General features: G+C 60.9%; 16 protein-coding genes. 14 read left to right on the forward strand and 2 right to left on the reverse strand.

The window, feature by feature from the left end; genetic code table 11:
• Window positions 1-218: 218 nt before the first annotated feature.
• From TX24_RS30635 to madM, 13 genes are all read left to right on the forward strand, one after another.
• A complete protein-coding gene (locus TX24_RS30635) occupies window positions 219-602 on the forward strand; it encodes a polymorphic toxin type 44 domain-containing protein (RefSeq protein WP_082628796.1) in 384 nt (127 codons plus the stop codon).
• Window positions 580-999, forward strand: coding sequence for a hypothetical protein (locus TX24_RS09895; protein ID WP_047711985.1), 420 nt, complete (start codon window positions 580-582; stop codon window positions 997-999). Before TX24_RS30635 ends, TX24_RS09895 begins: the two co-directional genes overlap by 23 nt.
• Window positions 1,000-1,330: 331 nt before the next feature.
• On the forward strand, window positions 1,331-1,570 hold the full coding sequence (locus tag TX24_RS09900) for a DUF6124 family protein (RefSeq protein ID WP_003195043.1): 240 nt from the start codon (window positions 1,331-1,333) through the stop codon (window positions 1,568-1,570).
• 738 nt (window positions 1,571-2,308) lie between these two features.
• Complete coding sequence (locus TX24_RS09905; protein WP_125970807.1) at window positions 2,309-3,037, forward strand: hypothetical protein; 729 nt, start codon at window positions 2,309-2,311, stop codon at window positions 3,035-3,037.
• A gap of 83 nt (window positions 3,038-3,120) precedes the next feature.
• Window positions 3,121-4,791, forward strand: coding sequence for a malonate decarboxylase subunit alpha (gene mdcA / locus TX24_RS09910; protein ID WP_057710252.1), 1,671 nt, complete (start codon window positions 3,121-3,123; stop codon window positions 4,789-4,791).
• A complete protein-coding gene (locus TX24_RS09915) occupies window positions 4,792-5,625 on the forward strand; it encodes a triphosphoribosyl-dephospho-CoA synthase (protein ID WP_047711982.1) in 834 nt (277 codons plus the stop codon). It begins immediately after the preceding gene.
• Window positions 5,625-5,924 (forward strand): malonate decarboxylase subunit delta, encoded by a 300-nt coding sequence (locus TX24_RS09920; protein WP_014720312.1) that lies wholly within the window; start codon window positions 5,625-5,627, stop codon window positions 5,922-5,924. The genes TX24_RS09915 and TX24_RS09920 overlap by 1 nt, the downstream gene beginning before the upstream one ends.
• A complete protein-coding gene (locus TX24_RS09925; RefSeq protein WP_047711981.1) occupies window positions 5,917-6,759 on the forward strand; it encodes a biotin-independent malonate decarboxylase subunit beta in 843 nt (280 codons plus the stop codon). Before TX24_RS09920 ends, TX24_RS09925 begins: the two co-directional genes overlap by 8 nt.
• Window positions 6,756-7,526, forward strand: coding sequence for a biotin-independent malonate decarboxylase subunit gamma (gene mdcE, locus TX24_RS09930; RefSeq protein ID WP_047711980.1), 771 nt, complete (start codon window positions 6,756-6,758; stop codon window positions 7,524-7,526). The genes TX24_RS09925 and mdcE overlap by 4 nt, the downstream gene beginning before the upstream one ends.
• A complete protein-coding gene (locus TX24_RS09935) occupies window positions 7,520-8,116 on the forward strand; it encodes a malonate decarboxylase holo-ACP synthase (RefSeq protein WP_057710253.1) in 597 nt (198 codons plus the stop codon). The genes mdcE and TX24_RS09935 overlap by 7 nt, the downstream gene beginning before the upstream one ends.
• Window positions 8,113-9,012 (forward strand): malonate decarboxylase subunit epsilon, encoded by a 900-nt coding sequence (gene mdcH, locus TX24_RS09940; protein WP_047711978.1) that lies wholly within the window; start codon window positions 8,113-8,115, stop codon window positions 9,010-9,012. Before TX24_RS09935 ends, mdcH begins: the two co-directional genes overlap by 4 nt.
• 67 nt (window positions 9,013-9,079) lie before the next feature.
• Window positions 9,080-9,472, forward strand: coding sequence for a malonate transporter subunit MadL (gene madL / locus TX24_RS09945; RefSeq protein ID WP_057710254.1), 393 nt, complete (start codon window positions 9,080-9,082; stop codon window positions 9,470-9,472).
• Window positions 9,473-9,477: 5 nt separating this feature from the next.
• A complete protein-coding gene (gene madM / locus TX24_RS09950) occupies window positions 9,478-10,242 on the forward strand; it encodes a malonate transporter subunit MadM (protein ID WP_032897715.1) in 765 nt (254 codons plus the stop codon).
• Window positions 10,243-10,672: 430 nt separating this feature from the next.
• Here madM and TX24_RS09955 read toward each other — a convergent pair whose 3' ends face one another.
• Window positions 10,673-11,587, reverse strand: a complete 915-nt coding sequence (locus tag TX24_RS09955; protein ID WP_032894764.1) for a LysR family transcriptional regulator — start codon at window positions 11,585-11,587, stop codon at window positions 10,673-10,675.
• A 145-nt stretch (window positions 11,588-11,732) separates the two neighbouring features.
• On the opposite strand from TX24_RS09955, the gene trhA reads away from it, so the two are divergent.
• Entirely contained in the window at window positions 11,733-12,350 is a 618-nt protein-coding gene (gene trhA, locus TX24_RS09960) for a PAQR family membrane homeostasis protein TrhA (protein WP_003195019.1), read from the forward strand.
• Window positions 12,351-12,381: 31 nt separating this feature from the next.
• Here trhA and TX24_RS09965 read toward each other — a convergent pair whose 3' ends face one another.
• A complete protein-coding gene (locus TX24_RS09965; RefSeq protein WP_044272113.1) occupies window positions 12,382-13,284 on the reverse strand; it encodes a LysR family transcriptional regulator in 903 nt (300 codons plus the stop codon).
• Window positions 13,285-13,342 lie beyond the last annotated feature (58 nt).

Raw genomic sequence — 13,342 nt, forward strand, 5'->3', positions numbered from 1 at the left:
TAGCTGACCTACCGCTATCGCAGGCAAGCCAGCTCCCACGCTGAGCAGCGCTCATCTTCATGTCTCAATCAATCCACGCAGAGCTTGCAAATAATCGGCGATATGTCGGAATAGGGCGGAGTTGCTGTAGGCGAGTTCTGAATTGGGAATAGGCGGGTTTTCAGGTCGCAGTGGAGTGGCTAGTTTCTGCACTCCTCACTGCCAGCAAGGGCTCGCAAATGGCCGTACCGTTAATGCCGCCCGGTCTTTCAATTCTTGAAAACATGGCGATATCCAACTGCAAGCGCATTCATCTCAAGCCCGGCTCGGCATTCGCCTATTCCTGGTTTTACTCCCAGGTCCGTGCGGCCGGCCCTTGGAACTACAAGAAGCAGGGGCGTCAGTACGAAGCTTTTGGTAACTTCAATTACGGTGCCACAGGCACGGTGCTGGGCATTCCCGAAAATGTGTTGCTGCGAGCCGCCGGTGTGGCTCAAACCGTCGCCAGAACGACTCGTCCGGATTTTGGATCATGGTGGGGCGGTGAGCCTTTTGGTGACGACCCACGGGATCAATATTGGATAAGAAGAGGTATCGAATATGCCATTTCGCAAGGCCACTAAGCGCCTCATACCTGTTCTGCGTAATTGCCTGCTTGTGATCTGCCTGCTCTATATCGGCGGCAGTTGGGTCCTGTCGCCCGGAACACCGGACCTGGATGAAGTGGTGTTGAAGCATTCCCTGGGCAACGGTATGTCGATCTATGGTGCGCGAGATGGCCAAGGTGGCGCGACGGTGGGGTTTTCCTACAGGTACTACGTGCATAAGGATTTGGGAAGTGATCAGGAAATACTCAGCGCATTAGTGTCTGCACCTCCTTTTCTCAAAACAAAAGAGCCGGATGTTCAAGTCAATAATGAGGGGGGTGCCCTGCATCTGGTTATTCAGGGAGAAGTGTATGAGTACCACAGTTATGCGCTGGAGGGCCTGGGGAAGGTCAGGGTGATGATGGTGTTGTGAGGAGCTAGCGTTCAGATTTTTCCTGCAAGATGTCGGGCTGTGCATGAACTTGTTGTGATTGATCATCGCGCCTAGTCTTCGCTCCGTCATCGCAAAAAACGGTGACACGGACGTGCAAGTCCGGTTACATGTCGGCGCACCAACGCCCATAGCCATTCGACGGGCGTTTTTTATGCCTGCTGTACTCGTTATGGCGGCTGTGCGTGGGAGATTCTTCGGAGTCTGCCGGGGTCCGATATGCCCGGTCTTGCACACCTGCGTACAGCTGCCACCTTCATTCGCGTGCAAGCGGAGAGAGGGCAGCCTCCATCACATATCGGAGCTGTAAATCATGGTCAAACCTACGCCCAATCCACCGCTCTTCACCGTAAACCCCCACCAAGACACCGAAACCCTGCTGGTCAATGCCAGCGAAACCCTGTCCTCGCTCAATGCGCTCACCTGCAACCTGGCCTTCGACTTGGACACTTCCCAGCGCGCCATCATGCTGGGAATTCAGCAAATGGCCGAGCTGGGTCAGTTGTTGGTCGATAGAGCGCTGGAGCAAATCAGCCCATCGCCAGCAACTTGAAACGGTCCCAAAAAGGGACTGATCATTCCCTCTTTGGGACCGCTATCTAACCAACACCACCGACCCATGTGGGAGCTGGCTTGCCTGCGGCCATAGGTATCTACACAACTTTGTGGGTTGTAACAGCAGACGGTAACCACGATGCGAAGCGAGTCGCTCTTGATCTGCTTTTGATCTTAGGCGCCCCGTTAAACCACGCTGGCCGGAATTCGACAGGGATTTGGGGGGTAAACCGGCAGGGATGCCGGTTTAGCCGCCCCGCGCCATGGATGGCGCGTGGCGGCGGCCCCCCAAATCACTGGCGGATTACGGGTACACCGAGCCTAGGCGAGGTGCCGAGTGGTGGGGCAAGAGCCCTTTTGGTTACTTTTGGGGCTCTTTTCCAAAAGTGACCCGCTGTCAGAGCGGAACCCTAAGTCGCCGTTACCGCAGCAATGGATATGTACACGGTCCAACTGTGTCGCCTGTCAGGCCGCCTTCGCGAGCAAGCCCGCTCCCACAGTTGGATTGCGGTGCGTCAGATAGATCAGCGCCGGCTGTCAGGCTGTCACGGGAGCAAGCTCCCTCGCCACAGGTTCAGCGTCGCACCAAAATTGTGTAGATACCTATGCTGCGATGGCGGTAGGTCAGCTACTGAGATGTTGACTGACAGTCCGCCATCGCAGGCAAGCCAGCTCCCACATCAAGCTTTATGTGCTACGGCCGATAAGCAGGAATCAGTTTTAGGGATGGAGTGATGTGGGCGTGATGGAATTTCTTGGCGCAGTAGGCAACAGTTTTTCATTTCTCTACAACATGGTTACCGGCGCTTTGATCTTATGGGTCCTGACAGTGACCGCAACAGCGTCCGCAGTCAGGTCATTGGCTGAGGGGCGTGGTGCGCTATGGGGGGCCATGATTTCCACTGTAGGTGCAGTGATTATCCTACTGCTTATCCAGTTGATCGGTGTTCCCGAAGACACAATTAACGTTTTAAACAACTTCATCATCATGACCCTTGGAGGGCTGGGGTCCGGTCTGCTGGCTGTTGCACTCGTGGCGGAGCCGAATGCGGTCGAGGCGTTGAAGTTCAAACGGGCGTTGTTCAACATTCTTGATTACGCCTTTGTCTGGTTGGGGCTGTCCTCTCTGTCCATGATTTTTCTTTTCCTTATTTCGAAGCTCTCTGGCCGCATAGTGGCAACTGATCATGCGCTTGGAATCATGCTTATTACCTTCTTGTTCACCTTTTTGAGCATTGTGCTGCTTGAGTGCCGTAACAAATTCGCTAAATGGGGAGAGTCGGTCGGACTGGGTCTATTTCTCATACTTGTTGTGCTGTTGGTGCTCTATGTAGGGACGCTTGCCTCGGTATGGTCCAAGGCACCGGGTTGGATACTGACGTTAAATAGTCTGGTGGCTTGCTCGATATTGAGCACATCGCTGTATTACCGCAGGCGTGGCGCTGCACCGTTACTCCAGCCGTAACGATCCAGCACCAAGCTTGATTGATGCCTCTCCACATTCGCTCCTAAGGTACAGCCCACGACAGCAAACCCCGTGGAGCGACCATGACAACAACCATCACCCCCGACTCGCGCTGGACGCGGCGGCGCGACGAGAAGCAGCGGCGGCTCGGGCTGGTCAAAAAATACGCAGACGGGGCAGTGTTGCCCAGTGACAAGATCGTCGAGGCCCTTGAAGCCTTGATCCTCCCCGGCGACCGCGTGGTGCTGGAGGGCAACAACCAGAAGCAGGCCGATTTCCTCTCGCGCTCCCTGGCCAAGGCCGACCCGGCCAAGCTCCACGATTTGCACATGATCATGCCCAGCGTCGGCCGTGCCGAGCACCTGGACCTGTTTGAAAAGGGCATCGCCCGCAAGCTGGATTTCTCTTTCGCCGGCACCCAATCCCTGCGCATCAGCCAGTTGCTGGAAGACGGCCTGCTGGAAATCGGCGCGATCCACACCTACATCGAACTCTACGCACGGCTGGTGGTGGACTTGATCCCCAACGTGGTGCTCTCTGCCGGCTTCATGGCTGACCGCGCCGGCAACATCTACACCGGCGCCAGCACCGAAGACACCCCGGCGTTGATCGAGCCTGCTGCCTTCAGCGATGGCATCGTCATTGTGCAGGTCAACCAGTTGGTGGATGACGTCACCGACTTGCCCCGTGTCGACATCCCCGCAAGCTGGGTGGATTTCGTAGTGGTGGCCGACAAGCCGTTCTACATCGAACCGCTGTTCACCCGCGACCCACGCCATATCAAGCCGGTGCATGTGCTGATGGCGATGATGGCGATCCGTGGCATCTACGAAAAACACAATGTGCAGTCGCTCAACCATGGCATCGGCTTCAACACCGCCGCCATCGAATTGATCCTGCCCACCTACGGCGAATCCCTGGGTCTGAAAGGCAAGATCTGCCGCAACTGGACCCTCAACCCGCACCCCACATTGATCCCGGCGATTGAAAGCGGTTGGGTGGAGAGTGTGCATTGCTTCGGCACCGAACTGGGCATGGAAAACTACATCGCCGCTCGCCCGGATGTGTTCTTCACCGGCCGCGATGGTTCGATGCGCTCCAACCGCATGTTCTGTCAACTCGCCGGCCAGTACGCCGTGGACCTGTTTATCGGCGCCACCCTGCAAGTGGATGGCGACGGGCATTCCAGCACCGTGACCCGTGGCCGCCTCGCCGGTTTTGGTGGCGCGCCGAACATGGGCCACGACCCACGCGGCCGCCGCCATGGCACCCCAGCCTGGTTGGATATGCGCCACGACGATGCGCCAGAAGCCCTGCTTGAACGCGGCAAAAAACTGGTGGTGCAGATGGTCGAGACCTTCCAGGAGGGCGGCAAACCGACCTTTGTCGACACCCTGGACGCGGTGGAAGTGGCGCGCAAAAGCGGCATGCCCCTGGCACCGATCATGATCTACGGTGACGACGTCACCCATTTGCTCACCGAAGAAGGCATCGCCTACCTGTACAAGGCGCGCTCCCTGGAAGAACGCCAGGCGATGATCGCCGCCGTCGCCGGGGTGACCGCCATCGGCATGCGCCACAACCCCAAGGACACTGCGCGCATGCGTCGCGAAGGCTTGATTGCCTTGCCCGAAGACTTGGGTATTCGCCGCACCGACGCCACCCGCGAGTTGTTGGCCGCCAAGAGCGTAGCCGACCTGGTGGACTGGTCCGGTGGCCTGTACAACCCGCCCGCCAAGTTCAGGAGCTGGTAAATGCGCGCGCTCAAACTGCATGAACTCAGCCTCGCCGATCGCCTCGCGGATATGGCCGTCGATGCGCTGATCGATGAAGCCGACCTGTCGCCCAAGCCTGCGCTGGTGGACCGGCGTGGCAATGGTGCCCACAGCGATTTGCACCTGGGGCTGATGCACGCTTCGGCGCTGTCACTGTGGCCGATGTTCAAGGAAATGGCCGAGGCTGCGCTCGACATCGGCGAAGTCGGCCTGCCGTTGCGCGAAGCGCTCGGGCGTATTGGCCGGGAAGGCGAGCAGGCCATGCTCGCCACCACCCAGGGCGTGAACACCCATCGCGGTGCGATCTGGGCGCTGGGGTTGCTCACCGCTGCGGCGGCCTTGGAACCCCGTGCCGTAACCCTGACCGCCGCCAAACTGGCCCTGCTCAACGACCGTTACGCACCGCAGCCCATGAGCCATGGCGCCCAGGTTGCCCAGCGTTATGGTGCACGCGGTGCCCGTGAAGAAGCGCAGCTCGGCTTCCCCTCGGTAATCCAACGCGGCCTGCCGCAGCTGCACAAAAGCCGCCGCGAAAATGCCGGTGAACAGAACGCCCGTCTGGATGCCTTGCTGGCGATCATGACGGACTTGGCAGACACCTGCGTACTCTACCGCGCCGGTACCCAAGGCTTGGCCGCCATGCAACAGGGCGCCCAGGCCGTGCTCGACGCCGGTGGCAGCGCAACCCTCGCGGGGCGCCGCCAATTGCATGAGCTGGACCTGCAACTGCTGGCCTTGAATGCCTCCCCCGGTGGCGCCGCCGACCTGTTGGCCGCCTGCCTGTTTATCGACCGCCTCGACGGAGCGTTGTGATGGAAACCTTGTCCTTTGAATTCCCCGCCGGGCAGCCCCCCAAAGGCCGTGCGCTGGTGGGTTGCGTCGGCTCGGGCGACCTGGAAGTGCTGCTGGAGCCGGGCACGCCCGGCACCCTGACCATTCAGGTGCAAACCTCAGTCAATGGCGCGCAGCAACGCTGGCAGCACCTGTTCGAACGCATCTTCCAGGAGCAGACGCCGCCGGCCCTGAACATTGATATCCACGACTTCGGTGCCACGCCCGGCGTAGTGCGCTTGCGCCTGGAGCAAGGTTTCGAGGAGATCGGCCATGACTGACTTACTCGCCAAACACAGCTTTGTCGAACTCGGTGCTCGGCAGCGCGCCAAGGTGCTGTTGGATGCGGGCACCTTCCGCGAACTGATCGACCCGTTCCAGCGGGTCATGTCGCCGTGGCTCAGCCGCCAAGGCGTAGTGCCCCAAGCCGATGACGGTGTGGTCATCGCCAAGGGCAGCATCGGCGCCAAGCCTGTGGTGATTGCCGCGATTGAAGGCAACTTCCAGGGCGGCAGCCTGGGTGAAGTCGGCGGCGCAAAAATCGCGGGCGCCTTGGAACTGGCCGCCGAAGACAACCGCAACGGCATCCCCACCTGCGCGGTGCTACTGCTGGAAACGGGCGGCGTACGTTTGCAGGAAGCCAACCTCGGCTTGGCCGCCATTGCCGATATTCACGCGGCGATTGTCGACCTGCGCCAGTACCAGCCGGTGATCGGCGTGGTGGCCGGCAGTGTCGGTTGCTTTGGGGGCATGTCCATCGCGGCTGGCTTGTGCAGTTACCTGGTGGTCACTCGCGAAGCACGCCTGGGCTTGAATGGCCCGCAGGTGATCGAACAGGAGGCGGGCCTGGAGGAGTACGACTCCCGCGACCGGCCTTTTATCTGGAGCTTTACCGGTGGCGAGCAACGCTTCAACAGTGGATTGGCCGACCGTTATGTGGCGGACGATGTGGCGCAGATCCAGCAGACCGTCAGCGCACTGTTGCAGCAAGGTGTGCCCGCACAACCTCGCAGCCGGCGCGCTGATTTCTACCTGGCGCGCCTGGCCGAACTGGACGCCACGGCGCAGATCGAGCCCGGCGCGGTTCGCGCGCTGTATCAGGGAGAACGCTCATGAGAGGCTTGCAGTGGTTCAACGCATTGAGCACCAACGCAACGCCCGTTGAGGGTTTGCCGGGCTCATTGAAAGTGGCGGACGGAGTATTGGGTGAACAGGCGGTGCGCTATATCGCCGTGGTTCCCGACCCGCATAACCGCTTCCCCCGTGCCCGTAATGGTGAAGTCGGCCTGCTGGAAGGCTGGGGCTTGGCCAAGGCGGTGGACGAAGCCATCGTCCGGGGTGACAAGCGGCCCATCATCGCTATCGTCGACGTACCCAGCCAAGCCTATGGCCGCCGCGAAGAAGCCCTGGGCATTCATCAGGCCCTGGCCGCCGCTGCTGACAGCTACGCTCGCGCCCGGCTTGCCGGTCACCCGGTGATCGCCCTGCTGGTGGGCAAGGCCATGTCTGGCGCGTTCCTGGCCCACGGCTACCAGGCCAATCGCCTGATCGCCCTGCGCGATCCTGGCGTGATGGTGCATGCCATGGGCAAAGCCTCGGCGGCACGGGTGACCTTGCGCAGCGTGGAAGAATTGGAAGCCCTGGCCGCCAGCGTGCCGCCGATGGCCTATGACATCGACAGCTATGCCAGCCTGGGTTTGCTGTGGGAGACGCTGACAGTCACCCAGATTGAACAACCCACGGCGGATGACGTGGCGCGGGTCAGCGATTGCCTGGTGCAGGCGGTCAAGGATATCGGCAGTACCGACTTGAGCTCACGCCTCGGCGCGACCAACCGGGCTGCCTCCAGCCACGTGCGCCAGCTGTTGCGGGAGCAATGGTGAACGCCCACGACTTGCTCTGGGGCATGACCCTGGCGCATCTGCCTGCCGATGCCCCGGCCTGGGCGCGGGATGCGATCCGTGCCGGGCATCCGGTGGTGGTGCGGCGCGCCATCGCCGAGCCGGGCCACGTGGCGGTCGGTGTGCGTGGGCGTTTGCGTGAGCAGCGTTTTGCCGCCCAGTTGCCCATTGCGGCAGTGCAACGGCGGGTGGCGCCGCAAGCTTTGCGAGACGTGCCCTCACCAAGGGATTTACCGGCGCTGCGGGCCCTCGATCAACTGCGCCCGGTGCTGGCGCAGCAAGACTGGGGCGTCAGTGGCAGTGCCGGGTTTGAATTGGCCAGTGGCATTGAAGCGCTGCATGCCAACAGTGACCTGGATTTGATTCTGTGCACGCCCAATCCTTTGGCTCGTAGCGAGGCGAAAGCGTTGTTGGCAATCCTGGGCACCGCGCCCTGCGCCGTCGACCTGCAACTGCAAACCCCTTTCGGCGCCGTCGCCTTGCGCGAATGGGCCGGCCCGTCACGCCGTGTACTGCTCAAGACCGTCAGCGGTGCGCACCTTGTGCTCGACCCTTGGCAGGCCGTGGCATGAGCAGCCTTCTGGTGTTTCCGGGGCAGGGGGCCCAACGCAGCGGCATGCTCCAGGGGTTGCCGGCCGACATTGTGCAAGAGGCCAGTGATGCCCTGGGTGAAGACGTTCGTCTGCTCGACTCGGCGCAGGCGCTGGAATCGACGCGGGCTGTGCAACTGTGCCTGTTGATCGCCGGCGTGGCCCATGCCCGACGATTGGCGTGCACGCCGGATTATGTGGCGGGCCTGTCCATTGGCGCCTACCCAGCCGCGGTGATCGCCGGCTCCTTGGACTTCGCTGATGCGATAAAACTGGTCAGCCTGCGTGGCGAACTGATGCAGCAGGCTTATCCACAGGGCTATGGCATGACCGCGCTGATCGGCCCTGATCTGTCCAGCGTCGAGGCCTTGCTGGCGGATATCCACAGCCCACAAATGCCGGTGTACCTGGCCAATATCAATGCCGACAACCAGACCGTCATCGCCGGCAGCAACGAGGCGATGAAGCGGGTTGCCGAGCGCATCAAAGGCAACGGCGTCGCCAAGCGCCTGGCCGTCAGCGTGCCGTCCCATTGCCCGTTGCTGGAGCAACCCGCCCAGGCACTGTTGCAAGCCTTCGTCCCGCTCAAGGCGCCGCGTATCACCTACCTGAGCAGCACCCGCGCGCGACCTATCCACAACCCCGAACACCTGCGTGACGACCTGGCCTTCAATATGTGCCGCGTCGTCGATTGGCGCGGCACGGTGCAAAGCGCCTACGAGCGCGGTGTGCGCCTGCAAATCGAACTGCCTCCGGGTGCGGTGCTCACCGGTCTGTCACGCCGTGTTTTTGAACAAGGCACGGTGATCGCCTGCGAAGGCGCCCGCCTGGACACCTTGCAGGCTCTGCTGCAAGAGGAGGAACGCCGCCACCGATAACGCAATACCCAAGGCTTTCGAAGCACAAAAACAACAATTTCGAACGAGCACTTTGAGGACAACAACCATGATTATCTACGGTGTGGCTTTTTTGGCGTTCTGCACGTTGGCAGGGCTGTTTGTAGGTGAACTGCTGGGCAAGCTGCTGGGTATCCCGGCCAACGTCGGCGGGGTGGGTATCGCCATGCTGCTGTTGATCGGCCTGGGCAGCTACCTGAGCAAACGCGGCCTGTTTACTGTCAAGTCAGAGCAAGGCGTGAGTTTCTGGGCGGCGGTGTATATCCCGATTGTGGTGGCGATGGCTGCCCAGCAAAACGTGTATGGCGCCATCAGCGGTGGGCCGATGGCGATTCTGGCCGGGACCCTCGCCGTGGTGCTCGGCTTTGCCCTGGTGCCCGTGCTGGTGCGTATCGGTAACCGCGAGCCGGTTGCTCCTGTTCCCACCAAAGAAGCCGGGTGATCGCCATGTACGAATCGATGATGAAAGTGATCACCGGCTACGGCTTGATCAGTGGTTTTGCCGTGATCGGCCTGACCATGTGGGTGTCCTATTGGATCTCCGATACCTTCACCAAGGGCCGCCTGCATGGTTCGGCCATTGCCATTCTGCTGGGGTTGGCGCTGTCGTATGTGGGCGGTGCGTTTACCGGTGGTTCCAAGGGCGTGGTGGATATTCCGCTGTTGTCGGGCATCGGCCTGCTCGGTGGTGCGATGCTGCGGGACTTTGCCATTGTCGCCACGGCGTTTGGCGTGAGTGTCGATGAGCTCAAACGTGCGGGCTTCGTGGGTGTGTTGGCGCTGTTTGTCGGTGTGGGCTCGTCGTTCGTTGCCGGGGTAGGGGTGGCGATGGCGTTCGGGTACACCGATGCGGTGAGCCTCACCACCATCGGCGCCGGGGCCGTGACCTATATCGTCGGCCCGGTGACCGGCGCGGCGATTGGGGCCAGCTCCGAGGTGATGGCGCTGTCCATTGCCGCAGGGTTGATCAAGGCCATTCTGGTGATGGTGATGACGCCGTTCGTGGCGCCGCTGATCGGGCTGAACAATCCACGTAGCGCGGTGATCTTCGGTGGCTTGATGGGCACCTCCAGCGGCGTGGCGGGCGGCTTGGCGGCGACTGATCCGAAGCTGGTGCCTTATGGGTGTTTGACGGCGGCGTTCTATACGGCGCTGGGGTGCTTGCTGGGGCCGTCGTTGTTGTTTTTGCTGATGCGTGGGTTGGTGGGCTGACAGGTCGGGCCTCATCGCAGCATAGGTATCTACACAACTCTGTAGCGCTCAACGGTAACCACGATGCGAAGCGAGCCGCTCTTGATCTTGATCTGCTCTTGATCTTAGGCGGCCCCCCAAATCACTGACGAATTACGGGCACACCGAGCCCAAGCGAGGTGCCGAGTGGTGGGGCAAGAGCGTTTTGCTTACTTTTGCGCTGTTCAAAAGTGAGCCGCCGTCAGGGCGGAACCCTAAGTAGCCGTTACCGCAGGAATGGATATGTACACAATCCAGCTGTGTTGACTGTTAGGCCGTCTTCGCAGGCAAGCCAGCTCCCACAGTTGGATCGTGGGGTGTCTGGTAGATTGGCGTCGGCTGTCTAATCGTCACGGGAGCAAGCTCCCTCGCCACAGGTTTAGCGTCGTGCCGAAGTTGTGCGATGGCGGCCTCAAACCTGGCGATTGGCATACATCCGACACTCCGCCAACAACGCCAGCAAGTTCGGATCGCGCTCTTTGGCTTTCAAAAACACCACACCGATCTGCTGCTGCAACCGATACCTGGGCTGCAGCGGTATCAGCTTCACGCGGTTCTCATACACCGCCGCGATCCGCCCGGGCAGCAGCGCATAACCCACCCCTGAACTGACCATGCTCAGCAAGGTGAAGATATCGTTCACCTGCATCGCCACCTTCGGTTCGAACCCTGCCTGATGGAACACTCGGTTGCCGTCCTGATGCGTGGCGAAGCCCTGGGTGAGGGTGATGAAGGTGGCATCGCGCACGTCGGCCAGGTCGATTTCCTGATTGCGGTCCAGGGGCGAGTCGGCCGGGGTGGCGAGGAAGATGTCATCGCTGAACAGCGCGATCTGCTCACAGTCGGGGTCGTGGGCGTGTTCGTCGAGGGAGATGAGGATCGCGTCCACTTCCATGTTCTTGAGCTTGTAGAGCAGGTCGAAGTTGGAGCCCAGGATCAGGTCGATATTGAGTTCGCTGCGCCGGATTTTCAGGCCCATGATCAATTGCGGCACGGTCTTGACCGTGAGCGAATACAGCGAGCCGAGCTTGAAACGTTCGGCCGAGAACCCAGCGGCTTCGCGGGTCAGGCGCACGCTGTCGACCACATCAGCCACCAGTTTCTGCGCACGCTCTTCGAGCACGTAGGCGCTTTCCAGCGGGGTGAGGTTGCGCCCTTCGTGTTTGAACAGCGGGCAGCGCAGGGCATTTTCCAGGGAGTGGATGGCGCGGTGCACGCTGACATTGCTGGTTTGCAACTCGGCGGCGGCGCGGGCCAGGTTGCCGGTGCGCATGAACGCCAGGAAGATCTCCAGTTTCTTGAGGGTGAATTCTTCGTCGATCAGCATGGCCGTGGGCTCTTGTTCGATTGCGCTCGATTGTGCCCGTAAACGCCGCCGTCGTCGCCGGAACGTCATGTGCCGCTTGCACTCTGATGCGCAAGGCTGGACGCTTGTCCGCCTGTTCTTGAGGGTGACGGGAGGTCAGTGACAGATGTACCACGGGGAACGATTCAACGCCTGGAGCCATTTGCTCGGTGCAGTCGCGGCCTGTATTGGCGCCGTGTGGATGTTGGTGGTGGCGAGCCTGGACGGCAGCCCCTGGAAGATCGTCAGCGTGGCGATTTATGGCTTTACCCTGATGGTGCTGTACAGCGCGTCAACGGTGTACCACAGCGTGCGGGGCCGGCGAAAAGCGATCATGCAGAAGGTAGATCACTTTTCCATTTACCTGTTGATCGCCGGCAGCTACACACCATTCTGCCTGGTGACCCTGCGCGGGCCGTGGGGCTGGACGCTGTTCGGGATTGTGTGGGGGCTGGCGGTGATCGGCATCCTGCAGGAGATCAAGCCGCGCTCGGAGGCGCGGATTCTGTCCATCGTGATCTACGCCGTGATGGGCTGGATCGTCCTGGTGGCGGTCAAGCCACTGATGGCGGCGCTGGGCACGGCCGGTTTTATCTGGTTGGCGTCCGGTGGGGTGCTGTACACCGTAGGCATTATCTTTTTTGCCCTGGAGGATCGCTTGCGCCATTCCCATGGCATCTGGCATTTGTTTGTGATTGGCGGCAGCCTGCTGCATTTCGTGGCGATCATGCATTACGTGCTCTGATTGTGGGAGGGGGCAAGCCCGGCTCCCACACTTAAAGGCGTTCCAGTAACACCTGGGCGCGGCTACCAAAAATCTCTAGCAACTTGGCCAGCATATGCGGTGGAGGTTCGTTGGCACGGGTCAGCGCGTAGAGGGTAATCGGCAGCGGCGGGGTGAGCGTTCGGATATGGGTGGTGGCCGTTGAAGCACCCAATGCTGTGAACGGATCGATCACGGTCAGGCCCGCGCCGGATTCGACCATGGCGCGGGCCAGTGAGTAGGTCTGCACCGAGATCGTCACTCTTGGTGGCGGGTCGACGCTTTCCAGATAACTCTCCAGCTTGGCGGCCAGCGGGTCAGCGCTGGAGAGGCCGATCAAGGGCGCACCGGCCAGTTCGGCCAACGGCAGGGGCTGATGCTGTTCGGCGTCCGGCCAATAGCCTTTGGACGCCAATGCCACCAGCACGCCGTTGGCCAGTACTTGAGTGGTAAGCCCCGGATGCCCGGAAAAGTTGAGCGTCAGCGCCAGGTCGATCTCGCGCATCAACAGCTTTTGCACCAGCTCGTGGCTATGGTCACTGGACAGTTCACAGGCAATGTCCGGGTAATCGCGCTTCCATTCCAGGACCGCCGGCGGTAGCAGCGCCAGCGCCAGCGCCGGGATTGCGCCGATGCGAATGCTTTGTCCCGGTTCGCGGCGCAAACTTTTCGCCAGGCGCCGCACGCCTTGCAGGCTTGCGCTGACTTTCTCGACTTCGCGTTCCAGCGCCAGGGCTTCCGGGGTGGGTTGCAATTTACCCCGTACCCGCAGGAATAACGCAAAGCCCAACTGCAGCTCGGCGTGCTGCAGCACTTTGGTCACCGCCGGTTGCGAGACGTGCAGCAACTGCGCGGCGGCACTGATGGAGCCGGTCTGACGGATGGCCTGGAAGATTTCGATATGACGCAAGCGCATGGCGAGTCCCATAACCTTTGTTTATAGGTGAGCCATCTTTATTCATTGTCGGTGACCT

Origin of the sequence: Pseudomonas lactis, from assembly GCF_001439845.1 — a bacterium.
GTDB classification, from domain to species: domain Bacteria; phylum Pseudomonadota; class Gammaproteobacteria; order Pseudomonadales; family Pseudomonadaceae; genus Aquipseudomonas; species Aquipseudomonas lactis.